Origin of the sequence: Shewanella jiangmenensis, from assembly GCF_018596335.1 — a bacterium.
GTDB lineage: Bacteria > Pseudomonadota > Gammaproteobacteria > Enterobacterales > Shewanellaceae > Shewanella > Shewanella jiangmenensis.
The window spans coordinates 403183-427784 of sequence record NZ_JAHEPS010000003.1 but is presented as its reverse complement, the minus strand read 5'-3'; the positions used below and the strand labels follow the sequence as shown (position 1 = coordinate 427784).

General features: G+C 57.0%; 21 protein-coding genes. 7 read left to right on the top strand and 14 right to left on the bottom strand.

From position 1 onward, the window contains the following. Positions 1-26: 26 nt before the first annotated feature. The 7 genes from KJI95_RS10610 to KJI95_RS10580 form a co-directional block, all read right to left on the bottom strand. Positions 27-1133 carry an enoyl-CoA hydratase/isomerase family protein gene (locus tag KJI95_RS10610; RefSeq protein WP_214507163.1) on the bottom strand — a complete coding sequence of 369 codons (1107 nt, stop codon included), beginning with the start codon at positions 1131-1133 and terminating at the stop codon, positions 27-29. 38 nt (positions 1134-1171) lie between these two features. Beyond that, positions 1172-1945, bottom strand: a complete 774-nt coding sequence (locus KJI95_RS10605) for an enoyl-CoA hydratase (RefSeq protein ID WP_214507162.1) — start codon at positions 1943-1945, stop codon at positions 1172-1174. Between the two features lie 54 nt (positions 1946-1999). Next, complete coding sequence (locus KJI95_RS10600; protein WP_214507161.1) at positions 2000-3157, bottom strand: acyl-CoA dehydrogenase family protein; 1158 nt, start codon at positions 3155-3157, stop codon at positions 2000-2002. A 110-nt stretch (positions 3158-3267) separates the two neighbouring features. Beyond that, positions 3268-4761: a CoA-acylating methylmalonate-semialdehyde dehydrogenase gene (locus KJI95_RS10595; protein WP_214507160.1), complete on the bottom strand. Its 1494-nt coding sequence runs from the start codon at positions 4759-4761 to the stop codon at positions 3268-3270. A 108-nt stretch (positions 4762-4869) separates the two neighbouring features. Further along, positions 4870-6048 carry a thiolase family protein gene (locus KJI95_RS10590; protein ID WP_214507159.1) on the bottom strand — a complete coding sequence of 393 codons (1179 nt, stop codon included), beginning with the start codon at positions 6046-6048 and terminating at the stop codon, positions 4870-4872. 305 nt (positions 6049-6353) lie between these two features. Next, a complete protein-coding gene (metA, locus tag KJI95_RS10585) occupies positions 6354-7310 on the bottom strand; it encodes a homoserine O-acetyltransferase MetA (RefSeq protein WP_214507158.1) in 957 nt (318 codons plus the stop codon). A gap of 64 nt (positions 7311-7374) precedes the next feature. After that, positions 7375-7785, bottom strand: coding sequence for a YbaY family lipoprotein (locus KJI95_RS10580; RefSeq protein ID WP_214507157.1), 411 nt, complete (start codon positions 7783-7785; stop codon positions 7375-7377). Between the two features lie 121 nt (positions 7786-7906). On the opposite strand from KJI95_RS10580, the gene KJI95_RS10575 reads away from it, so the two are divergent. Next, the gene (locus tag KJI95_RS10575; RefSeq protein WP_214507156.1) at positions 7907-8659 is read left to right on the top strand and encodes an SDR family NAD(P)-dependent oxidoreductase; all 753 of its coding nucleotides are present in this window, start codon (positions 7907-7909) and stop codon (positions 8657-8659) included. Between the two features lie 81 nt (positions 8660-8740). Here KJI95_RS10575 and ompW read toward each other — a convergent pair whose 3' ends face one another. From ompW to KJI95_RS10550, 5 genes are all read right to left on the bottom strand, one after another. After that, positions 8741-9385: an outer membrane protein OmpW gene (gene ompW, locus KJI95_RS10570; RefSeq protein ID WP_284730701.1), complete on the bottom strand. Its 645-nt coding sequence runs from the start codon at positions 9383-9385 to the stop codon at positions 8741-8743. A gap of 393 nt (positions 9386-9778) precedes the next feature. Next, positions 9779-10543: a nucleotidyltransferase family protein gene (locus KJI95_RS10565; protein WP_214507154.1), complete on the bottom strand. Its 765-nt coding sequence runs from the start codon at positions 10541-10543 to the stop codon at positions 9779-9781. 28 nt (positions 10544-10571) lie between these two features. Further along, on the bottom strand, positions 10572-10994 hold the full coding sequence (locus KJI95_RS10560; RefSeq protein ID WP_250885758.1) for a YbaY family lipoprotein: 423 nt from the start codon (positions 10992-10994) through the stop codon (positions 10572-10574). After that, positions 10991-11860: an acyl-CoA thioesterase II gene (gene tesB, locus KJI95_RS10555; protein ID WP_214507153.1), complete on the bottom strand. Its 870-nt coding sequence runs from the start codon at positions 11858-11860 to the stop codon at positions 10991-10993. Before tesB ends, KJI95_RS10560 begins: the two co-directional genes overlap by 4 nt. 239 nt (positions 11861-12099) lie before the next feature. Then, positions 12100-12990: an SDR family NAD(P)-dependent oxidoreductase gene (locus tag KJI95_RS10550; RefSeq protein ID WP_214507152.1), complete on the bottom strand. Its 891-nt coding sequence runs from the start codon at positions 12988-12990 to the stop codon at positions 12100-12102. Between the two features lie 228 nt (positions 12991-13218). Here KJI95_RS10550 and KJI95_RS10545 point away from each other — a divergent pair, with 228 nt between their 5' ends. Further along, the gene (locus KJI95_RS10545; RefSeq protein WP_214507151.1) at positions 13219-14100 is read left to right on the top strand and encodes a 1,4-dihydroxy-2-naphthoate polyprenyltransferase; all 882 of its coding nucleotides are present in this window, start codon (positions 13219-13221) and stop codon (positions 14098-14100) included. Between the two features lie 75 nt (positions 14101-14175). On the opposite strand, the gene gndA is transcribed toward KJI95_RS10545, so the two are convergent. Next, the gene (gene gndA, locus KJI95_RS10540) at positions 14176-15711 is read right to left on the bottom strand and encodes an NADP-dependent phosphogluconate dehydrogenase (RefSeq protein ID WP_214507150.1); all 1536 of its coding nucleotides are present in this window, start codon (positions 15709-15711) and stop codon (positions 14176-14178) included. A gap of 334 nt (positions 15712-16045) precedes the next feature. Beyond that, complete coding sequence (locus tag KJI95_RS10535) at positions 16046-17980, bottom strand: propionyl-CoA synthetase (protein ID WP_250885757.1); 1935 nt, start codon at positions 17978-17980, stop codon at positions 16046-16048. Between the two features lie 210 nt (positions 17981-18190). On the opposite strand from KJI95_RS10535, the gene KJI95_RS10530 reads away from it, so the two are divergent. The 5 genes from KJI95_RS10530 (at position 18191) to KJI95_RS10510 (ending at position 24599) form a co-directional block, all read left to right on the top strand. After that, entirely contained in the window at positions 18191-19903 is a 1713-nt protein-coding gene (locus KJI95_RS10530; protein ID WP_214507149.1) for a L,D-transpeptidase family protein, read from the top strand. 455 nt (positions 19904-20358) lie between these two features. Further along, positions 20359-20763 (top strand): MerR family transcriptional regulator, encoded by a 405-nt coding sequence (locus tag KJI95_RS10525; RefSeq protein ID WP_214507148.1) that lies wholly within the window; start codon positions 20359-20361, stop codon positions 20761-20763. Between the two features lie 87 nt (positions 20764-20850). After that, positions 20851-22020, top strand: a complete 1170-nt coding sequence (locus tag KJI95_RS10520) for an isovaleryl-CoA dehydrogenase (protein WP_214507147.1) — start codon at positions 20851-20853, stop codon at positions 22018-22020. 130 nt (positions 22021-22150) lie between these two features. Next, entirely contained in the window at positions 22151-23758 is a 1608-nt protein-coding gene (locus KJI95_RS10515) for a carboxyl transferase domain-containing protein (RefSeq protein WP_214507146.1), read from the top strand. Positions 23759-23768: 10 nt separating this feature from the next. After that, the gene (locus tag KJI95_RS10510; protein WP_214507145.1) at positions 23769-24599 is read left to right on the top strand and encodes an enoyl-CoA hydratase-related protein; all 831 of its coding nucleotides are present in this window, start codon (positions 23769-23771) and stop codon (positions 24597-24599) included. Positions 24600-24602: the final 3 nt, after the last annotated feature.

Sequence of the window (24602 nt, the reverse complement as noted above, 5' to 3'; positions counted from 1 at the left end):
ATTGGGATAGTTACTGCCCGCCGGGCTTACAGATCCGCAAGCGGATGGGGCTGCCCCTGCCAGGGGGAGGTCAGCAGGCGGCGCACCACGTCATCGGGCACCGCTGCCACATCGGCAAATTGCCATTTGGGATTACGGTCTTTATCAATCAAGAGCGCCCGCACCCCTTCAACAAAGTCGCCGTGGGCGCAGCAATTCACGCTCACGCCAAGCTCCCACAAAAAGCAGCTGTCGAGGGAAAATTCATCGCCGACTATCGCCTGATGCCAAATGATATGGGCGCTCAATGGGCTGCCGGCGAGGAAGGTGTCGCGGGGGCGTTTAAACTCGGGTTTTGCCTCAACGTCGAGCGCGGCAAAGCGCGCGGCAATCTCGGTCAACTCCCCTTCACAGAGCCTGGCAATCTCGTCCTGATGGCTTGCAAGAAAGCTATCCTGTGACGGCGTCGGGCGCGTTTCCAGCAGCGCCGACAAACGGCGATGGTTGGCGGCGGCATCCTTATCCCAGCTCACCTCGGCAATCGCATCCAAAAGCGGCTCTTTATCATCGCTGCCAAGAAGATAATTGGCCGTGCCGGCAAAAAGCGCGTCGGCGCCATTCATCTGAAATGCGGTAAGCCCCAAAAAGAGGCCAATCTTTTCAGGCATATGGCCTAAAAAGTAGGTGCCGCCCACGTCGGGGTAAAGCCCGATGGTAATTTCCGGCATGGCAATGCGGGAGCGCTCGGTGGCGATGCGGTGACTGGCACCGGCCATGAGCCCAAGGCCGCCGCCCATCACTATGCCATCGCCCCACACCATAAAGGGCTTGCCGAATTCATGGATAAGATAGTCAAGGCGGTATTCTTCTTCAAAAAACACCTTGGCCAGGGTATCGATATTGCCCGGCGCATCTTTGCTCGCCTGATACAGGGCACGTACATCGCCCCCGGCGCAGAAGGCCTTCTCACCGGCGCCGTCGAGCAGCACCAGCGCAATCTCATCATCCGTCTGCCAAGCCTTAAGCTGAGCGCTGAGCGCCCGCACCATGTCCAGATCAAGCGCATTCAGCGCCGCTTCCACGTTGAGGGTCGCGACACCAATCTGCATCCCAGAGGCGGTGCCAAGGGTTTGAAATATCACTTTTTGCGTCATGCTCACTCCTTGCTTGCAGTCATGCCAAAGGCAAGGCCTCAGCGGTTTTTCCACACGGCGGCACGTTTTTCGAGGAAGGCATTAACGCCCTCGGCCTGATCTTCGGTATCAAAAAGCCCGATAAAGAGCTCGCGCTCTATGGGCAGCGCCTGGGTGCGTGGCATACTGCGACCGCTCTGAATCAGCTTTTTACATACCGCCACGGCAGAAGGGCTCTGCTTGGCAACTTTGGCCGCGAGCGCAATCGCAGCGTTGAGCGCTTCGCCTTTTTCGACCACTTCTTCAACGAGTCCAAGATTGAGCGCCTTGGTGGCATCGATACGCTCGCCGCAGAGGATCATGCGTTTCGCCCAGCCCTCGCCCACCAGCGCGGTAAGGTTTTGAGTACCACCGGCGCAGGGTAACAGGCCCACTGTTGCTTCCGGCAGTGCCATCACCGCCTGAATTTCAGCGATGCGGATATCACAGGCGAGCGCCACTTCGAGGCCACCGCCCATGGCGTAGCCGTTGATGGCAGCAATTGACACACCGCGAAACGCGCTTAAAGTTTCAAACGCCTCACCGAAGGCCTTGGCCATGGTGGCCGCGTTGCCTTTATCACCATCAGCAAAGAGTTTTAAGTCGGCGCCGGCGGAGAAAAACTTCTCCCCTTCACCGGTCAGCACCAGCGCATAAATTTCGCTGTTGTCATTGAGCTCGAGTACCTTTTCCTTTAGCTCATTGAGACTCTCGCGGGTCCAGGTGTTGGCCGGCGGGTTGCTGATGGTGAGAATGGCAGTGTTGCCTTCGATACGTTCAATCAAAAAAGCCATGGCTGTAATTCCTTATTCTGTCGACGTCTTTATTCAATCAAAGTCACAGGCCAATCAGAGAATGGCGTGGGCATTTTCGTCCAGCAGGCGACGGGAGATAATAAGACGCATGATCTCGTTGGTACCTTCCAGAATTTGATGTACCCGCACATCACGGAAATGGCGCTCCAGCGGATACTCGCGGATATAGCCATAGCCGCCATGAAGCTGCAGCGCAGCATCACATACCGCAAAGCCCACGTCGGTGGCAAAACGCTTGGCCATGGCGCAGTAAGCGGTGGCTTCAGGGTCATTATTGTCGAGTTTAAACGCAGCCAGGCGCACCATCTGACGGGCGGCGACAAGCTCAGTGGCCATGTCGGCAAGTTTGAACTGCAGCGCCTGGAACGCGGCAAGAGGTTTTCCAAACTGCTTACGCTCGTTCATATAGGCAATTGAACGCTCAAGGGCGGCCTGAGCCGTGCCCACAGAGCAGGTGGCGATATTGATACGGCCGCCATCCAGGCCCTTCATGGCGAAGGTAAAGCCCTGGCCTTCTTCACCCAGCAGGTTTTCTACCGGCACCCGCACGTTTTCAAAGGTGATAAGGCGGGTTGGCTGGGCATTCCAGCCCATCTTGTCTTCGGCCTTGCCGTAAATCACCCCGTCGGCATCTGCCGGAATAACTATCGCCGAAATGCCCTTGGGACCGGCTTCGCCGGTGCGGCACATCACCACCAAAAGCTCGGTGGCACCGGCGCCAGAGATAAACATCTTGCTGCCGTTAATCACATACTCGTTACCCTCACGCACCGCCTTGGTGGTAAGCGACGCGGCATCACTGCCGGCGCCGGGTTCGGTGAGGCAGTAAGAGGCAAGCTTGGCACCTGTGGTCAAGGCCTCGGACCACTCGGCGCGAAGTGCCTCAGTGCCCCAGGTCGTCACCATCCAGGTGGCCATATTGTGAATGGTCAGCATGGCGGTGGTGGCGGTACAGCCCTTGGACAGCTCTTCAAAAATGATGGAAGAGTCGAGCCGTGACAAACCCATGCCGCCTTCAGATTCGGGGGAATAGAGTGAGCAAAAACCGAGTTCACCGGCCTTTTGAATAACGTCTTTCGGGAAATGATGTTCTTCGTCCCATTTGGCGGCGAAGGGGGTGAGTTCATCAGCGGCGAACTGGCGGGCAAGTTCGGCAAACTGGCGTTGATCTTCGTTTAAATTAAAATCCATCTTGACTGCTCCCGTGACTCTGGGGTCACTTCATGTGATGGCCGGCGATAACGCCGGCCTGCCTGTTTTTAAGTTGCGGTCTTGTTGTCTTGTTCTCGGCTATCCGACCATCAGCGCAGGGCGATGGTCATGTTGGGGCCATGGGGGATATCGTCTTCAAACCAACGACAGGTGATGGTCTTGGTCTCGGTAAAGAAGCGGATAGCCTGCTTGCCGTAGGCGTGCTGATCGCCATAGAAGCTGCCCTTCCAGCCGGTGAAGGAGAAAAATGGCAGCGGCACAGGGATAGGCACGTTGATACCCACCTGGCCTACTTCGATTTCGTGCTGATATTTACGGGCGGCGGCGCCGCTGGCGGTAAAGATGGAAGTGCCGTTGCCGTAGGGTGACTTGTTCACCAGCTCAATGGCATCTTCCAGCTCATCCACTTCCATGCAGCACAGCACTGGGCCAAAAATTTCTTCTTTGTAGATGCTCATGTCGGTGGTGACCTTGTCGAACATGGTCGGGCCAACCCAGTTGCCGGACTCATAACCTGCAACGGTAAAATCGGAGCCATCCAGCAAACACTCGGCGCCTTCGGCCTTACCCTGGGCGATAAGTTTAAGCACCCGCGCCTTGGCAGCCGGGCTGATAAGCGGGCCGTAACCAGCTTCTTTATCGTCCCACAGACCCGGACGCACCTTGGCAAGCGCCTCTTTAAGCTCGGGGATCCACTCTTTGGCGGCGCCCACAAACACGGCGACCGAAATCGCCATACAGCGCTGACCGGCAGCGCCCACAGAAGCGCCCACGAGGTTATTGATCACCTGCTGCTTGTTGGCATCGGGCATAATCACGCAGTGGTTCTTGGCGCCGGCAAAGGCCTGCACCCGCTTGAGGTTATCGGTACCTGTCTTGTAAACATACTGACCCACGCCCACCGAGCCCACAAAGGAGATAGCCTTGATATCGGGATGGGTCAGCAAAATGTCCACGGCACTCTTGTCGCCATGCACTACCTGCAGCACGCCCTTGGGGGCACCGGCCTGTTCAAACAGCTCGGCCAGACGCTGCGGTGTCATGGGGTCCTGCTCTGATGGCTTAAGTACAAAGGTGTTACCGCAGGCGATGGCGAGCGGGAACATCCACAGCGGGATCATCGCCGGGAAGTTAAATGGGGTAATACCCGCGCACACGCCCAGCGGCTGAGTGTAGGAATAGGTATCGATTTTACGGGCGACGTTTTCAACGGTTTCGCCCATCAGCAGTGAGGCGATATTGCAGGCATGCTCGGCCACTTCAATGCCGCGCCACACATCGCCCTTGGCATCTTCGAAGGTCTTGCCGGTTTCTTTGGCAAGAATGGTGGCCAGCTCATCGTGGTGCTCTTTAAGCAGCGCCTGATAGCGCAGCATCACCCGCGCACGCTCAGACACAGGCACTTCTTTCCAGCTCTGGAACGCCGCCTTGGCACTGGCGATGGCGCCATGCACTTCGTCGTCGCTGGCGCAGCGCACCTCGGCGATCGGCAGGTTATTGGCCGGATTGGTTACCGTAATAACGCGCTCGCCCTTCCCTGTGGTGAACTCACCGTCGATGTAATGCTTAACTTGTGTGGTCATGTCGCTTCCTTTTGAGAGTCAGAGGCGGCGCAGCCTTATTGGTGTTGTGTTTGGCCGCGCCTTGAGTCGTTCCTGATGGTGTCTTGTTGCTTGTAAGGTCTTGGCAAATCAGACTTCGATGGCCATGGCAGTGGCTTCGCCGCCGCCGATACACAAAGAGGCCACGCCGCGCTTAAGACCGCGAGCCTTGAGCGCGTGAATGAGCGTCACCAGCACCCGGGCGCCGGAGCAGCCAATCGGATGACCAAGCGCGCAGGCGCCGCCATTCACGTTCACCTTGGCCGCATCAAGCTTAAGCTCGCTGATGGCGAGCATAGTCACCATGGCGAAGGCTTCGTTGATTTCAAACAAATCCACCTCGTCCTTGCTCCAGCCCACATTTGAGAGCAGCTTTTGCATCGCGCCCACGGGCGCTGTGGTAAAGAGCGCCGGCTCCTGAGCATGGGTTGCATGGCCCTTGATGGTGGCAAGCACGGTCAGACCGAGCGCCTCGGCCTCATCGCGGCTCATCAGCATCAGCGCGGCGGCGCCATCAGAGATAGAGGATGAGTTGGCGGCTGTGATGGTGCCGTCTTTGGCAAAAGCGGGTTTAAGCGCCGGAATTTTTTCGGGGCGGGCGTTGCCTGGCTGCTCGTCAACTTTGACTTCCACATCGCCTTTGCGGCTGGACACAGTTACAGGCACGATTTCGGCTTCAAAGGCGCCGGAGTTAATCGCGGCGTTGGCTTTTTCCAGTGAGCTTAAGGCAAAGGCGTCCATGGATCCGCGGGTCAGACCGTATTCATCGGCGGTTTTCTGGGCGAAGGTGCCCATGGCACCGCCGGTGTACGCATCTTCCAAACCATCGAGGAACATATGGTCCAGCACCTTGCCATGGCCCATGCGCATGCCGCCACGGGCTTTATCGAGCAGGTATGGCGCCTGACTCATGCTTTCCATACCACCGGCAATCACGACTTTGGCGCTGCCTGCCTTGATAAGGTCGTGGGCCAGCATCACGGTTTTCATGCCAGAGCCACACACCTTGTTGACCGTGGTGGCACCCACAGACAATGGCAGACCCGCGCCCAGTGCGGCCTGACGCGCTGGCGCCTGACCGAGGCCCGCGGGCAGCACGCAGCCCATCAAAAGCTCGTCAACCTTGGCGCCATCCAGGCCGGTGTCATCCAGCAACGCCTTAACGGCAGTCGCGGCCAATTTAGGGGATGGCACGTCGGCCAAACTGCCCTGAAATCCACCCATGGCGGTACGTTTGGCTGCGACAATGACGATATCCGATACGCTCATTTCTGACTCCACTTTGTTGCTGTGTCACGGCATGATGCCGTTTTCAAATGTGATAGCTGTCGCATTTGCGACCGATTGCATTGAATGTGACGTTTACGCGAACGTAAAGCAAGTGGAAATTGGTCTAAGGTGGTGCTTTTTCTTGGCGGGAGTATGTCAGTGGGGATTTACAGCAGGAAAAAACGCTTGCCACTTCTGCATAAAATTAAGGGAAAAAGAGCGGCAAAACAGACAGCAAAAAGGCCGGGTTATCCGGCCTTACAGGCTCGCTTAATGCTGCAGGTGAAGTAACTTCACAAAGGCTATCAGCAATCAGCGCCTTTTGACGCTTCCCATGGGGTGATGGCGCTCATGTCCGACAAGTCGTATGGCGTTAACTGATACACGTAATAGTTAAGCCAGTTGCTGACCAGCAAACTGCCGTGGCCGTGCCAGCGCGCCACCGGCGCCTGGGTCGGGTCGTCGTTACGGAAGTAGTTTTTCGGCACGTCAGGATTGATGCCCGCGTTCAGATCGCGGTGATATTCATCGCTCAGGGTAGATTTTTGATACTCGGGATGACCAATCACAAACAGGTTGCGATTATCGCGGCTCAGCACCAGATAGGCACCCGCCTCGTCCGATTCGGCCAGCACTTTAAGCGCAGGGTGCGCATGCAGACTGGCCACCGGAATTTCGGCGTAGCGCGAATGGGGCGCAAAAAACTCATCATCAAAACCACGCAAAAGCGGATGATGGTCGCAGGAGCGGCGATGCACAAACACGCCGGAGCGCTTGGTCTTTAACAGCTCACGCTTAAGGCCATACAGATGATACAAACCCGCATGGGCCGCCCAACACAAAAACAGCACCGACGTCACATGCTGCTGCGACCAGTCGATGATTTCGCGGATATGGTCCCAGTAAGTGACATCTTCAAAATCAAGCTGCCCCAGCGGCGCACCTGTGATGATAAGGCCGTCATAGTTTTTATGACGCACATCCTCAAAATCACGGTAAAAAGTGTTCATGTGGTCAAGGGATGTGTGGCGCGACTCTTTATCGTGAATGCGCAGCAAATCCACATCCACCTGCAACGGCGTGTTGCCAAGGAGGCGCAGCAGCTGGGTCTCGGTCTCAATCTTGTTGGGCATCAGATTGAGGATAAGCACCTTCATCGGACGTATGTCCTGATGGGCCGCCCGGGTCTCGGACATCACAAAGATATTTTCAGCCGACAGAATTTCTGCCGCTGGCAGGTTGTCGGGGATCTTAACCGGCATACATCGCCTCGTCAGTCACATAAACGCACTAAACCTAAGGCCGCGTATGCCGGTCAGGGCAATCTCAGCGGCCAACCTTCTCCAGCATCACCGACATACCGGTGGGCTGATTGAGATCCACTGTGTAGCTTTGGGTATTGATAAACAGCAGCTTATCGCCCTGGCGGATGCGCGCGCCCACCGCATAGGTGTGGCCGGGCTTGAACTGGTCGCGCTTGAACACGAAGCTGAAGTCCTTGGGCACTGACTGCACCGAGACCGTCATTTCGCCCAGCACCTCGGCGGCCACATCCATACGGGACACATCCTGCACCTGTACTGTCAGCACAGATTCAGGCGGAAGCGCCAGACGCTCGCGAAACCAGACACTACCGTTGATTTCGACGTTGTTTTCAGTCGAGGTACAGCCAACCAAACCCGCCGCACCGACCATAGCCGCCATAGGCAACGCTGCCCGCAATAACCATTTCTTCATCGTTGGATCCTCCCAGATCATACATCAAGACTTCCGGATGTCTATACATCCATTATTGAATCTTGTTCACCTGTCAGTTTAACCCTATCATGATAGCCCTGTACTTTGGCTGAATATCCTTATGACTCAAGCAACTGCGATAATTGTGGGCGCCAGCTCACAACTGGGCCGCGAACTTGTGACCCAACTCACGGCAGAAGGCACCCGCCTTGGCCTGCTGGTACCCGACCCTGCCGCCATGGCGGAGTTTATCGCCGCGCTGGATACAAGCGCACAAGAAAATATTCTACTCGGTGCCCTGCCCATCACAGAGCCGGACGCCGCAGCCCAAGCCATCGAAGCCATGTGGCAACAGCTTGGCGGCGCGCATCTGGTGCTGGTGAATACCGGCCTGAACAGCTATCACCCGGATCTGCCCTGGCAAATCGAGTCTGACATCATCAAGGTAAACGTGCAGGGCTTTGCGCTGATTTGCAATACGGCGTTCAGACTGCTTCGCGAGCAAGGCTACGGCCAGCTTGCAGCCATCAATTCGATTGCCGGCCTTCGCGGCGGTCCGGCGGTGGCTTATCACGCCTCAAAAGCCTTTGCCCAGAATTACCTCGAAGGCCTGTCGATGCACGCCCAGCGCCTGAAGCTACCCATTACCATTACCGATCTGCAGCTTGGGCTGCTAGACAAGGCCGCCATGCAGCAAAGCCAGCTGTGGCTGGCACCGCTGCACAAGGTGGCAGCGCAAATCCTGCGGGCACTCAAAAAAGGTAAACGGCGCGCCTACATTACCCGCCGCTGGGCCTTGGTGGCCTGGCTTACCCGATTGCTGCCGGAATATATCTACAATACCCGACACTGGAAGAAAAAGGGTAAGCACTAAACCTTTTTCTTTTTGAAAAACAAGCACAAAAAAGGCGCCATCGGCGCCTTTTTTATCCAAGGTTTGCAGGGAAGGGAAACCTTAGAACTTGTAACCCACGCTCACCATGTAAACCCATGGGTTGATGTCAGTGGCTACCGACTGAGCTTCACCGCCGAGGTTGAATTTCACGTCGGTGCTGATATCGGCGTACCACACAGAGGCGTTCAGCAGCCAGTTTTTGTTGAAGGTGTAGTCAAAACCGGCCTGGGCAGCCCAACCGATAGAGGTAGACAGGCTCAGATCGGTCAGCGCGCCGTTCAGGTCGTTGGTGAATTCGTTATCGAAGAAATTGGTGTAGTTCACACCCACGCCCACGTAAGGACGGAAGGCTGAGTTGGCATTGCCGAAGTAGTACTGGGCAACCAGGGTTGGTGGCAGGTGCTTGGTTTCAGCGATTTTGCCGAGCGCGCCCAGAGACACATCGTGGGTGAATGGGGTAGCAGCCAGCAGCTCAACAGCCCAGTTGTCGGTCAGCATGTAGCCAAAGTTCAGACCCAGCTGAGTGTTGTCGTTAACGCCGAACTGGGCGCCCGGAACCACGTCAGGACTGGACTCATCAGGCGCAACAACTACGGCACCGGCGCGAACGATAATGTCACCGGCCTGATGGGCCAGAGCAGAAGCAGAAACAACAGACAGCAGGGAGGCGGCAACCAGACCAGACAGATAAGACTTCTTCATCATTTACTCCATTAACCACGCAGGTTTTGTTATTTTCAGTTACATCCGTAACAATTGAGGCCTAGCCTGCCAGAGCAATGCGTTAACTTTCTTGATCCAAATCAACGCCGCCGCCTGATACCCAGTTTGAGGTACAAAGCGCGGGATCTGGCTCACACATTTGACAGGGTTTGTCGCATTACCCGGCGCCAAATCACGCTGAAACAAGCATTTACAGAACGAAACCCCATAAAATCTTATGCCGACGTCCGCTGATGGCTTTGATTGCACAGCTTGTACCCGATGGCATGGTTTGGACGGCATCTGCGGGATACCATGAACTGGATCTGTGTTTGCAGGATGCTGCAGCGGGACGGCGCAAATGAATACCGGCGCTGAAAGGGCTTAACTCAAACCTCAGCGGTTGATACGAAGTTTGGGGTAACGCGCCAGCCAATTTTTGCTGGCAACGCGGGCATGAAAGAGCCCTTGCGGCTGATTAGGTGCCGGACGCGGCGTCGGGGTGATAGTGAGCGCAAACAGGCCGTCAAGGCCCCAAGGCGCGACTATTTCCAGGTCGGCCTGCAAATCCTCTTGCAACGCGCCTCGAAAATCGCCGCAGGCGGCTGTGGGTAAATCGTTTGCCGGCGGATTATCTAAAGGCAAAAGGTTTTCACCACTCTTAGCAAACCCATCGGGGCAAAACCTCACCCCAACAGCGGTTTCCTGCTCGGGCCACACCGTCATGGCCGCGGCCAGGCTTTGGTAAGGCGCATCGCCGTGGCGAAGATGCATGCGGCGCTGATCTTTCACTTCCCAGCCCGCCGCAAAGGCTTGCTGAAGCCTTGCGGTCAGGTGCTCCTCAAAAGCTTTGGCTTCATCAGGGCTGTGGGCAGGGTTCCCGAGATAAATCACATCCACATCATCAGGCTTAGTGAGCGCGGCGCCGTGCAGCGTATCCCATACCGCGTGACGAACAAAACCGGCGGCAAGGAGATAATCGCCAATGCCTTCATCGCGCATCACCAGCGCGGCCGCATGCAGGCAGCGGCAATGCCACTCGCTGGAACGCAAAATGGCAGCAAGCCTTGCGGCTGGATTTTCACGCTCAAACCCTCGGTCAGAAAAATTCACGCCGGATGTTTCAAGCGCGCAGACATCATCACCGGAAGCGCTGTCCAAACCTGTCAGCTTATCGGCTGGCACCGCGTTAACGCTGCACCGGCTTCATAATGACTTCGGTGGTGAACTTATCGTTGTTAATCACCGGATAACGGTCATAGGTTTGAAAAATCACCTGATTATTGTGTTTTATCAGGGCAACCACACCGTAATTAACCTTTTTGTCGATGGATTCCCGCGGCAGGATAAACTTAAACGGCACCGGCGCGCTGACCACGTTAAAGGATTTTTGGGCAATCACCACGCCCGGGGTATCCAGGTCGATAACGGCTATGGTGATGGCGCTGTTTTGCGGCAAGGCCACCCGCTCAAGGTAACCGGCCGCGCCGTTAAGCACCACGGGCTCAGGCGCTTCAACCGTAACGCAGCCGCCAAGGCCAGTGAGGCCGAGCAGCAGCGCCGCTGCAGCGGCTAGTTTCACCGCCGATTTAAACACAGGTTCAAACATCATTTGTTTTCCTTTTTCATCCGCATCAGCCCTTCCTGGGTCGCCGATGCCACCAGCTCACCGCGGCGGTTAAAAAAATGTCCTTTAACAAAGCCACGGCCGCCGCTGGCGTTGGGGCTGTCGATACTGTACAGCAGCCAATCGTTCATATCCAAGGGGCGGTGGAACCACATGGCATGATCTATGGTAGCCATGCGCATACCCGGGGTTAAAAAGGACACGCCGTGGGGCTGGGCAGCGGTCACCAGAAAATTGAAATCCGACGCATAGGCCAGCAGCGCGTCATGCAGATGACTGCCGCCCTCGACCTTGCCGTTGGCACGCAGCCACACATGGCGCACCGGCTCGCGGGAGCGCGGCGCAAAGGGGCTCAGCGGGTCAACAAGCCGCATCTCAATCGGCGCGTCGGCCATGAATTTTTCCAGCATTTTCGGCGGGATTTTGTCTCTTAAGGTTACCGCCAGCTCCTGCTGGTTAAGTAGCCCCTCAGGCCCCGGCACCTCGGGCATGGCAATCTGGTGGGAAAAACCGTCTTCCTCGGCCTGAAACGAGCAGGTCATGTAAAAAATCGGCCTGCCCTTTTGCACCGCCTTCACCCGGCGGGCACTGAAAGAGCCGCCGTCACGCATAATTTCCACGTCGTACACAATCGGCAGGCGCTCATCGCCGGCAACCAGAAAGTAGCTGTGCAGCGAATGCACCTTGCGGCTGGGGTCAACGGTTTCACGGGCGGCGCTGAGCGCCTGCCCCATTACCTGACCACCAAACACATGGCCAAAGCCCAGATCCTGGCTCTGGCCGCGATAAAGACCAATCTCAAGCGGCTCGAGGGTAAGCAGCGACACTAGGTCATCCAATACCTGGCTCATGTTATCTCACTGATTTGACGAACATAGGCAAAAGAGTAACAAAAAGCCCCAACCGCTGCGAGCATCCCGCCGCAGGGGTGCATGAAAAACCGCCGTCACCGATGGAAGTGGCCGTGTGTCGCAGAAGCGCAGAGCCGCTTAGCCAAAACTGAAGTGCTTGAGTGCTTGAGTGCTTGAGTGATTAAGATAGTAAGGCGCAGCCCTGTTGTTGGTGACACGGGTTACCTTTGAATGAGCACTCAGTCGAGTTTAACCCCAAGCTCCCGCGCGGTGCGTTTGGCGAAGGCAAGAATTTGCTCCTCGCCGCTGCTGTGCGTCTGAATGGGCCAGGCCGAGGCGATTTCGCCCCAATGGGCGGCGACCGCTTCCGGGGTGCGGCAGGCGGAATCAAAATAGCGGTAGCTGTGCTCTGCCAGACAAAGCTCACTGACACTGCCGCCACCGGCCAGCAAATGGCGGCCAAAGGGCGCATTGCCGCTGAGTAAAAACAGCATCACAGCGGTAATGATTTCTTTTGAGAACAGCGGTTTGACCTGCATCGCCAGGTGTTTCTCAGTCATGGGCGTATGGGCCAGCGGGCAGAGGCTGTTTACCCGCACGTTGCGCCCGGCACCTTCGGCGGCAAGGCCATTGACCAGCCCCACCAGCGCCATTTTGGCGCAGGCAAAGGCGCTTTGATGCATATCGCCGTAAAGGGCGCTCACCCCTGTGGTCATCACCACCCGGCCATAGCCGCGCTCCATCATGCCATGCCACAGCCCATGGGTGAGCGCAAAGCTGCCGTACACATCCACCTGCAGCTGCTGCATAAAATCCGCGCTGCATAAATGCGCAAAATCGCCATGGCTATGGCGCCCGGCGTTGTTCACAAGCAGGCTTATTCCAGCGCGGGCAAGCTCAGGTAAGGCTGCGTCAATGGCAGCCGCATCGGCTAAATCCAGCTCACGGTAGCGGGCGCTGCCACCGGCGGCCTCTACCGACCGCAGCAGGCTCAACACGGCATCGCTGTGGCTGTCTGTGCAATCGAGCAGCCACAGCCTCGCGCCACGCTCGGCAAGCGCCAGAGTGTAGGCTCGGCCAAGGCCAGAGGTCGCGCCGCTTATCAGCACTGACTGGTCATCGAATCGCATCTTGCTCTCCCAACTTAAACCCATCCCTTGGTGCGCCAGGCAACCAGACTTCAAATAAAGCACAGCGTCCGGCACAAAACTTTGACTCTGATGGCAAAATTGGGCTTATCACCCTTACGCTGTGTGCGGCCTGTCCCAGTCTGTTAAATGCGTGATTTCGATTGTGCTAACTTTCGTGCCATTTCTTGGTATCCTTGGCAGGTCTTTTGTTTCAGGTAATAAAACCCCATGAATCCCTGGTTACTTGCCATCCGGCCCCGAACCTTGCCCGCGGCCATCGGCCCGCTTCTGGTGGGCAACACCCTGGCGCTGAGTCTTGACGGCTTCAGTTTCACCATCGCTATCGCGTCCATGGTATGTGCGCTGCTGCTGCAAATTGCGGTGAATCTCGCCAATGATTATTTCGATTTCAAAAGCGGTGTGGATACCGAAGAGCGCCTGGGCCCTGTGCGGGTGACCCAAAGCGGCCTTATCGCCCCGGCAAAGGTGAAAGCGGCCATGATAGCGTCGCTGCTGGCGGCGCTGGCGGTGGGCTCGGTGCTGATTTGGCAAGGCGGCTGGCCTATTGCCATCCTTGCGGCCGCATCGATTCTGGGCGCCCTGTGTTACAGCGGCGGCCCCTATCCCCTCGCCTCACATGGCCTGGGTGAAGTCGCCGCCTTTGTGTTTTTTGGCCTGGTGGCCGTGGTCGGCAGTTACTATCTTCAGGCAGGTACCACATCGGTAGACGCCTGGATTTTGGGCGCAGCCATTGGACTTTTTAACGCGGCCATTATGCTGGTCAACAACACCCGCGACATCAGCACCGACAGCAAGGCCGGCAAACGCACTCTGGCGGTGCGGATTGGCGAAGCCCAGGCACGGGTGCTGTATCAGGCGCTGGTGTATTTGCCCTTCGGCCTGATTATCGGCAGTTTTCTGATGGGCATTTTACCGGGCTGGCCTGTGCTGCTCGCCGGTTTGTCGCTGGTGATTGCACGGCGCTTATCGCGGGAATTCAGTGAAGTCAGCGGCGGCGCCTTAAATCCGCTGCTTGGCCGCACCGCGCGTTTGACGCTGGTATTCAGCGTGCTCTTTTCCTTGGGACTGCTTATTCCGACTCAGTCCTGATGCGGCAGCTGTAAATCACGCGCATTAAAAAGGCTTCCCGCGGGAAGCCTTTTTATTTTTTATCTGATACTTAGCTTAGAGCTTAATCAGATCGCGCTCGGCGCTGCTCCAGTTAAGGTGGTACTTCTCACCCTTTGGCGTGTCGATACGCTCAAAACTGTGGGCACCGAAGTAATCACGCTGGCCCTGCAGCAGGTTGGCAGGCAGGGTTTCGCGGCGATAACCATCGTAGTAGGCAAGCGCCGACGTGATACAGGGCGACGGCACACCTGCCAGCACCGCCTTGGACACCAGACGACGCCATGACTGCTGCGCCTCACCCAGCGCCTTGGCAAAACTGTCAGCCATCAGCAGGTTGGCAAGTTTTGGCTCAGCGTCATAGGCATCGGTAATGGATTGCAGGAAGGTGGCGCGGATAATACAGCCGGCACGCCAAATACGGGCGATGGCGGCAAAATCCAGCTCCCAGCCCTGCTCGGCGGCGTTCATGGCCATCAGCTGGAACCCTTGGGCGTAACAGCAGATTTTGGCGCAGTAGAGCGCCTGCTCCAGCTCATCGATAAAGCTTTTTGCATCCACGCCTTCAAGCGGCTCAGCGCCACCAAGACGACCGGCAAGCTCAATACGCAGCGCCTTTTGATTGGACAGGGCGCGGGCGTAAACCGCTTCCGCGATAGTTGGCGCAGGGGTGCCGATTTGCAGGCTGCTTACCGCAGTCCACAAACCTGTGCCCTTCTGGCCGGCTTTATCCAAAATCATTTCCACCAGCGGCTTGCCGGTGATGGGGTCAGCCTGTCGCAGCACTTCGGCGCTGATCCCCATCAGGTAGCTGTTAAGCTTGCCCTGGTTCCAACGCTCAAAAATGGCAGCTATGTCTTCGGCAACAAGGCCAAGTACGTCCGACAGCAGATGATAGGCTTCGCAAATCAGCTGCATATCGGCGTATTCAATGCCGTTATGCACCATTTTTACGTAATGACCGCTACCGGCAGGGCCGATGTAAGCGGTGCAGGGCTCGCCCTCAAGCACGGGGTTACCCGGCTCAAAGCGCTCAATCGGCAGCCCGGTGGTGTTGTCCACCTTGGCGGCAATGGCACGCCAGATAGGCGCCACTCTGTCCCAGGCCTCTTTTTTGCCGGACGGCATCAAAGACGGGCCAAAACGGGCGCCCACTTCACCGCCGGACACCGCCGAGGAGAAGAACACAAAGCGGCCGGCGTAATCCTGCTCGCGCTTGACTGTGTCGGTCCACAGGCTGTTGCCGGTGTCTATTACTATGTCATCCGGCTTGATGCCAGCATCCATCAGCGCCGAGCACACGCCATCCACCGGCGCACCGGCAGGCACAGACAGCAGCAACAAACGGGGTGAGCTTAAGCAGGCGAGCATGGACTTTAAGCTGTCCACACCGGTGATTTCAGTCGCCTTGCTGTGGGCAGGCTTGGCAGCCACTTCGGCGGCCGACTGAGAGACGGCGGCGCGAACCTTGGCGCCATCGAGGTCGAAGGCGGCAACGCGGTAGCCATTGTCTGCGATATTCAGGGCAAGGTTTTTGCCCATGACACCCAGGCCAATGACCCCGATGTCGTGCAGTTTGGTGTGGTTTTGCATATTTTTATTCCACGGGTACAGAAAGAGGCACAATTCGCCGCGGATTATAGCCACTTTGGTAAATGAATTACAGCTACGGCCTTAAAATGCGCGCCAGATGGCGGAGTAACTGGTTAAAACTGTTGCAAAATGACGAGCTTACCCCGCTTCGGATTTTGGCCATAAAAAAGCCCCCGACGCGGGGGCCTCTGAAAACACGGTATTTCTGAAAACGCAGCAGTTCTGATAACAGGGTTTAAAGTTGCGCTGCCAAGCCTTGCCTTAACAGCATCCAGCGAGACTTCAGCGTCGCGGTTTCAGGCGTTGGGACTCGTTCACCGTTTGAGAGCGGCATTCACACTTTGGCGTCACCATAACCCATGCGGGTCAGGGTGTTACGCACCAGCTCCAGGGTCGCCGGGTCCTCAATGGTGGCAGGCACGCTGTATTCCTGATTGTCAGCAATCTTTCGCATGGTGGCGCGCAGGATTTTGCCGGAGCGGGTCTTGGGCAGCTTAGGGATGGCGCTCACCAGTTTAAAGGCGGCGACCGGGCCAATTTCACTGCGAACCAGCGCCACCAGCTCGGCCTTAAGTGCCTCGTCGGTGAGCGTTACGCCGTTTTTCAGCACCACCAGCCCAAGGGGTACCTGACCTTTCAGTTTATCTTCAACGCCAATTACCGCCGCCTCAGCCACGGCCGGATGCTGGCACAGCACCTCTTCAAAGCGGCCGGTGGATAAACGATGCCCCGCCACGTTAATCACGTCATCGATACGGCTCATGATGTAAAGGTAGCCGTCTTCATCCATGTAACCTGCGTCCCCGGTGAGGTAGCAGCCCGGATACATAGACAGATAGCTGTCAATATAGCGTTTATCGTTTTGCCACAGGGTCGGCAGGGTGCCGGGTGGCAGCGGCAGGCGAATGACCACGTTACCGTACTCGCCCGCGCCGACGCTGTTGCCCGCCTCATCGACTACATCCACCTGATAGCCAGGCACAGGCCGCGCCGGCGAGCCGGGCTTGATTGGGGTTTGGCCTATACCCATCAGGTTGGCAGCCACTGGCCAACCGGTCTCGGTTTGCCACCAGTGATCAATCACAGGCTTACCGAGCAGTTGCTGCGCCCAAATCAGGGTATCGGGATCGCAGCGCTCACCGGCGAGGAACATCTGCTTAAGGCAGCTTAAATCCACGCTGCGGCACAAAAGTCCTTCGGGGTCTTCACGCTTGATGGCGCGAATGGCGGTCGGCGCGGTAAAAAAGCTCTTTACGCCGTACTTTTTGATAATGCGCCAGAAAGCGCCCGCATCCGGGGTGCCCACCGGCTTGCCTTCGTACAAAATCGAGGTGCCACCGGCGATAAGCGGGCCATAAACTATGTAAGAGTGACCGACCACCCAGCCCACATCCGATGCGGCCCAGAAGGTATCGCCGGGCTCGATGTCGTAGATGTAGCGCATCGACCAGGCGAGCGCCACCGCATGGCCGCCGTTGTCACGCACCACGCCCTTGGGCTGACCTGTGGTTCCTGAGGTGTAAAGCACATAAAGGGGAACGGTGGATTTCACAGGCACCCAATCGGCGTCGGGCGCACTGGCCACCGACTGTTGCCAATCGAGATCGCGCCCCTCCTGCATGCTCGCTTCATATTGTGGGCGCTGCAAAATCAGGCACTTGCTTACGTTGTGACTGGCCTGCGCCAGCGCTGAGTCCAGCAACGGCTTATAGGCCACCACGCCGGATGGCTCCACCCCGCAGGATGCCGACAACACCATCACCGGCTTGGCATCGTTAATGCGGCTTGCCAGCTCATTGGCGGCAAAGCCGCCGAACACCACCGAGTGAATGGCGCCAATGCGGGCACAGGCGAGCATGGCATAGGCGGTTTCAGGCACCATGGGCATGTAAATCACCACCCGGTCGCCAGCGCGAACGCCCTCGGCAATAAGGAGCCCCGCAAGGCGCTTTACCTGCGCCAGACACTCATCATAACTGATGGAATATTCAGTCTCGGTGACAGGACTTATGTAGTGAAAAGCGGTTTGCTGGCCACGGCCGGCCGCAATCTGGCGGTCAAGCGCGTTGTAGCAGGTATTGATTTCGCCGTCGGTGTACCAGCGATACAGCGGCGCCTGGCTGTCGTCGAGTATGGTGGCGGGCTTTTTATGCCAGTCCACCATTGCCGCTGCCTTTTGCCAGTAACTGACCGGATTGTCCCGCGCCTCACGTCTCAGTGGCTCGGCCGGGTCAACCGCGGGATTGATGCTTGTGCTCGTTATTGTCATTGTTATGTGCCTCCAAGGTGGAGTGGCGATAGTCGCCGCTAAGGTCCCTTCCTTATTGATGGCATTATTGCGCGCAAGTTTTGTCCCCCCCATTAGACAAAAGCCTACATTGATGTGACAAAGACAGAATAACCGGTAACAAAGATTGAACAGTGTCACGCTCAAGGTTAGGATTTTGCAGACACTTTGTTCAAGGAAGACTGGTTAACAATGACAAAACTCCGCCCCGTGGCAGCCTCGCTGCTGTTTCTGCTAAGTACCCTCCCCATTGGCATTGCCGCTTCGCAAACCCAGGAGCCCGCGGGCACCGAAGCCAGCGTCCAGGTTCAGGCTCCCGCCAGCGAGCAGGCACGGCAATTGGCGCTGCTGCTTGAGCCCATCCTGCTTGGCGAAAGCGATACCGTGCATAATCAGGTGCTTGGCAGCATTGATTTGTTGTCACGCTTTTATCAAAACCGCCAGTTTGAACCCCTTTGGCTCGACAAAGACTATGCCCGGTCTGTGATAAGCCTCCTGGGTGATGCGGCAAAAGAAGGGCTGAGTCCGGCGGATTACCATGTCAGCGCCCTGAATGAGCTGTATCAGAAAGTCAGCCAGAGCGGCTGGCGCGGCGATGATTTGTTTACCCTTGAACTGCTGCTCACCGATGGGGTTATCACCTACGGCTCGCATCTGCTGAACGGCAAGGTGAATCCAGCGCTGGTTGACCGCACCTGGAACTACGATGAAGTCAGCATCAATTTTGATACCCTCGCCCGCGAGCTTGACCGCCATGTGAAAGAGCAGAGCCTCGATAAGGCGCTCGAAAGCCTGACGCCCCAATATCAGCCTTATAAAGAGCTTAAACAGCACTTGCAGCGGATGCAGACCCTTGCCGATTCAGAGCCTTTCAGTGTCATTCCCCTCGATGCCACTATCCGCAAGGGCGCAAGTGCATCAAGCCTTGACGAGATAGCCAAACGCCTTTCGCAGCTTGGCTATCTTGATAACATTCCGGCCGAGCAGCCATTGACCTTAAGCGGCGAGCTGTTTGAGGCAGTTAAACGGTTTCAGGCGCACCATGCCCTTAAAGCTGACGGCATTATCGGCAAGGGCACCATGGCGGCGATGAATGTCTCATTTGCCGATCGCGCCGACCAAATCCGTATTAACCTTGAGCGCGCCCGCTGGCTGTCGGCGGATCTGTCGCCTGACTTTCTGATAGTGAACCTCGCCGGTTATCAGCTCAGGCTCTTCAAGCAAAATCAGCTCAACTGGGAAACCGACATCATCATCGGCAAGGTAAGCTCCAAAACGCCGCTGTTTAAGTCCAAGCTCAAGTACATGGTGGCAAACCCCACCTGGACCGTGCCGCGCTCTATCAGCCGCGAGATAATCTGGCACCTTAAGAAAGACCCTAACTATCTGGAGAAGAAAAACTTTGTACTGCGTACCGCCTCCGGCGCCCCGGCAAACAGCCACGGCATCGACTGGCAGACGGTAAACCCGCGAAGCTTCCCCTACTGGTTTGTGCAGCAGCCATCTGCAAACAATGCGCTTGGGCAAATCAAGTTTATTTTCCCCAACGCCCACTCGATTTACCTACATGACACGCCATCAAAAAGCCTGTTCAGTCAGGAAGACCGCGCCTTCAGCCATGGCTGTATCCGGGTGAAAGATCCGCTGGTTTTGGCTGACAAACTGATGGCATCGGCCCCCAACTGGACACCGGACACCTTGCAGCGCCATCTTGCCACCGGCGAAACCAAGCAGATTTTCCTGAATGAGCCGCTGGATATCCTCATCATGTACTGGACTGCAGAGTCCCGCGCCGGTGAGCTGTATTTCTATAAAGACATCTACAAGCGCGACGATAGTCTGGTGAAGGCGCTAAAAGCGCCCCGCACCGCCAGGCTTTATGCGGCAAACGACAACGCTCAGTGACCACAAAGCAAGCGGCAGCGCGCGGTAATAGCCGCCAGCCGCTGACCCTAAGTTCTGCATCAAGGCGCCTTCGGGCGCCTTTTTATTGCCGCAAGCGGAATTCTTGCCGAAAGCCGAATTCTTACCGAAAGCCAAATAATTGCGCCAAGCCAAGTCGCTACCCGCCCTCACCGATTTAACCACCCGCACTTTTTAACCCAATGCAAAGTGCGTCCGGACATGATCGCAGCGCTTCAAGGCCCTAGCGCAGCGCTTCCAGGCATAAGCCCAGCGCTTGCAGAGCAAGCGCAAAAAACAAACCGGGCTTGAGAAGCACCCAGGAATAACGCTTGCCTGTAAGGTCGCGCTGACAGCGCCTGCGCCAAAAGCCTGCCCGACACGCGACACCAGCTTTACCTTTACGTAAACTTCATATATCTTGCTTGCAATTGAAACAAGTAATATCCGGTGTCGAGATGAGTTCAAGCAACAACGCACAAACCAGCTATTCCATCAGTGACTTGTCGAAGGAATTCGACATCACCACCCGCTCTATCCGCTTCTATGAGGATCAGGGCCTGCTCAAACCCAAGCGTCGCGGCCAGACCCGGATCTACAGCCTGAAGGACAGGGTTCGCCTTAAGCTCATTCTGCGCGGCAAGCGCCTTGGGTTTTCACTGGCTGAAACCCGCCGTTTGTTTGAACTTTATGATGCCGACAAGAGCAGCGTTACCCAGCTCAACACCATGCTGGCGCTGATTGAAGAGAAGAAATCCGCCCTGCAGCAGCAGATGGACGACATCAAGGTTGTGCTGATGGAGCTCACCAGCGCCGAGGCCCAGTGCCGCGCCGCCCTCGATGGGCAGAGCAAGGCCAACTGAGCCAACATCAGCGTTACCCATACAGTTAAAAAAACAAAAACAATAAAAACAAATTCAGACTCAACAAAGACTTAAGGACACAAGCAGATGAGCCACCTGTACTCTACCCTCAACTTTGGACTCGGTGAAGACATAGACATGCTGCGGGACGCAGTATACGAATTTGCCAAGGGCGAAATCGCGCCGCTGGCGGCTAAGGTTGACCACGACAACGCCTTCCCCAATGAGCTGTGGACCAAATTTGGTGACATGGGCCTCCTGGGTGTAACCGTTGCCGAAGAGTACGGTGGCGTCAACATGGGTTACCTCGCCCATGTGGTGGCGATGGAAGAAATCAGCCGCGCCTCGGCCTCGATTGGTCTTTCATACGGCGCCCACTCCAACCTGTGCGTCAACCAGATTTACCGCAACGGCAACGAAGCCCAGCGCGCAAAATATCTGCCAAAGCTTATCAGCGGTGAGCACATTGGCGCCCTGGCCATGAGTGAGCCAAACGCCGGCTCCGACGTGGTCTCGATGAAGCTGCACGCCCGCAAACAGGGCGACCGCTATATCCTCAACGGCAACAAGATGTGGATCACCAACGGCCCCGATGCCCACACCTATGTGATTTACGCCAAGACCGACCTCGACAAGGGCCCGCACGGCATTACCGCCTTTATCGTTGAGCGCGGCTTCAAGGGGTTCTCCCAGGCGCAGAAGCTCGACAAACTCGGCATGCGCGGCTCCAACACCTGTGAGCTGGTATTTGAAGACTGCGAAGTCCCAGAAGAAAACATCTTGGGTGGCCTCAACAACGGCGTAAAAGTGCTGATGAGTGGCCTGGATTACGAGCGTGTGGTGCTCTCCGGCGGCCCGCTTGGCATTATGACCGCCTGTATGGATATCGTTGTGCCCTACGTGCACGAGCGGGTTCAGTTCGGTAAATCCATTGGTGAATTCCAGCTGGTACAGGGCAAGCTTGCCGACATGTACACCGGCATGAACGCCGCCAAATCCTACGTTTACAACGTGGCCCGCTCCTGCGACCGCGGTGAAACCACCCGCAAAGACGCCGCAGGTGCCATTCTCTACGCCGCCGAATTTGCCACCAAGATGGCGCTGGATGCCATTCAGCTTCTCGGCGGTAACGGCTACGTCAATGAATACGCCACCGGCCGCCTGCTGCGGGATGCCAAACTGTACGAAATCGGCGCCGGCACCTCAGAAATCCGCCGCATGCTGATTGGCCGCGAGCTGTTTAACGAGACGAAATAAGCAAAGCCGATAAGCCGGGCCAATAAACCAAACCGATAAGCTAACTCTTCACATCCCATTCCCCGGCAACGCGCCGGGGCATAAGGACACAGCGGCAGGCAGCAGCCCTGCCCTTTGGAGGACACAAGACGTGACTCAACTCACCTCCCGCGTGAACCCACGCAGCGACGAATTCAAACAAAAACACGACGCCATGGCGGCTTTGGTGGCTGACCTTAAAGACAAGCTTGCCCATATCGAGCAGGGTGGCGGCCCGGTTGCCATGGAGCGCCACTTATCCCGTGGCAAACTAGCCCCCCGCGCCCGGGTGGAAAAACTCTTGGACCCCGGCTCGCCCTTTTTGGAGCTGAGCCAATTTGCCGCGTTCGAGGTGTACGATGAAGACGTACCGGCGGCGGGCATCATCGCCGGCATTGGCCGGGTCAGCGGCGTCGAGTGCATGATTATCGCCAACGATGCCACGGTAAAGGGCGGCACCTACTACCCCATCACGGTGAAAAAACACCTGCGCGCTCAGGCAATTGCCGAGCGCTGCCACCTGCCCTGCATCTATCTCGTGGACTCGGGCGGCGCCAACCTGCCCCGTCAGGACGAAGTATTCCCCGACCGCGACCACTTCGGCCGCATCTTCTTCAATCAGGCGCGCATGTCCGCCAAGGGCATTCCGCAAATCGCGGTGGTGATGGGCCTGTGTACCGCGGGCGGCGCGTATGTGCCTGCCATGGCGGATGAATCCATTATCGTGCGTGAACAGGGCACCATCTTTTTGGCAGGCCCACCACTGGTGAAAGCCGCCACCGGCGAAGAAGTGAGCGCCGAGGAGCTTGGCGGCGGCGACGTGCACACCAAAATCAGCGGCGTGGCAGACCATCTGGCGCAAAACGATGAACACGCGCTGGAGCTCGCCCGCAAGGCGGTATCGCGTCTTAACCATCAAAAACAGGTTGAGCTGCAACTCGCAAAAGTGAAACCGCCCAAGTACGACATCAACGAGCTTTACGGCATCGTCGGTACCGACCTTAAAAAGCCCTTCGATGTGAAAGAAGTGATTGCCCGTATCGTGGATGACTCCGACTTTGACGAGTTTAAGGCCAACTACGGCGCTACCCTGGTGTGCGGCTTTGCCCGCATCCACGGTTATCCGGTGGGCATAGTGGCCAATAACGGCATTCTGTTTTCAGAGTCGGCCCAAAAAGGCGCCCACTTCATCGAGCTGTGCTGCCAGCGCAAAATCCCGCTGGTGTTTTTGCAAAACATCACCGGCTTTATGGTGGGTAAAAAATACGAGCACGAAGGCATTGCCAAGCACGGCGCCAAGATGGTGACGGCTGTTTCATGCGCCACTGTACCCAAGTTCACTGTACTGATTGGCGGCAGCTACGGCGCCGGTAACTACGGCATGTGCGGCCGCGCCTTTGAGCCAACCCTGATGTGGATGTGGCCCAATGCCCGCATCTCTGTGATGGGCGGCGAGCAGGCCGCTGGCGTGCTCGCCACTGTGCGTAAAGATGGCCTCGCCCGTAAAGGCGAAACCATGAGCGCCGAAGAAGAAGCCAAATTCAAGGCCCCCATCATCGCCCAGTACGATAAAGAGGGTCATCCCTACCATGCCAGCGCCCGCCTCTGGGACGACGGCATTATCGACCCGGCGCAAACCCGTGACGTACTGGGGCTGGCCATTTCCGCCGCCCTCAACGCCCCCATCGAAGAGACCCGCTTCGGCGTGTTCCGCATGTAAGGAGAAGCAGATGACAACCATGACTTCCATTGCCGAGCTGTCTGCCTCTTTCAGTGCCGTGCGCTGCGAGCTTAAGGGCAAGGTGGGTTATCTCATCTTGAATCGCCCTGAGGTGCACAACGCCTTCGATGAGGTGATGATAAGCGAAATGACCCAGGCCATTAATGCCTTCGCCCACGAGAGCGACTGCGCTGTGATGGTGCTAAAAAGTGACGGTAAGCATTTCTCCGCCGGCGCCGATTTGAACTGGATGCGCAAGCAAGCCGCCATGGACTTTGATGCCAACCTCAAAGATGCCCGCGAGCTTGCCAACCTGATGGATACCCTTGACCGCTTCCCCAAGCCGTCCATCGCCCTTGTTAACGGCGCGGCCTACGGCGGTGCCCTGGGGCTGATTTGCTGCTGTGACATTGCGATTTCGAGCCACAAAGCCAGTTTCTGCCTGTCTGAGGTCAAACTGGGGCTTATTCCTGCGGTCATCAGCCCTTACGTGGTGCGCGCCATGGGGCCACGCCAGAGCCGCCGCTATATGCTCACGGCTGAGCGCTTCGATGCCAGCATGGCACTGGCCTTAGGCGTAGTGCATGAAATCGCTGACGATTTGGACGCCGCAGCCGCGCCCATTATCCAAAACCTGCTCAGCGGCAGCCCCCAGGCGCTTGGCTGGTGCAAGTCGCTTATCGCCCGGCTGCAAAGCGGCGTGATTGATGAGCACACCCGCGACTATACCAGCGAGCGCATCGCCCGCATTCGGGTGTCGGCCGAAGGACAGGAAGGCCTTAACGCCTTTTTCGATAAGCGAAGCCCTAACTGGGTTAATGATACCGGCAGCAAGGACTAAGGG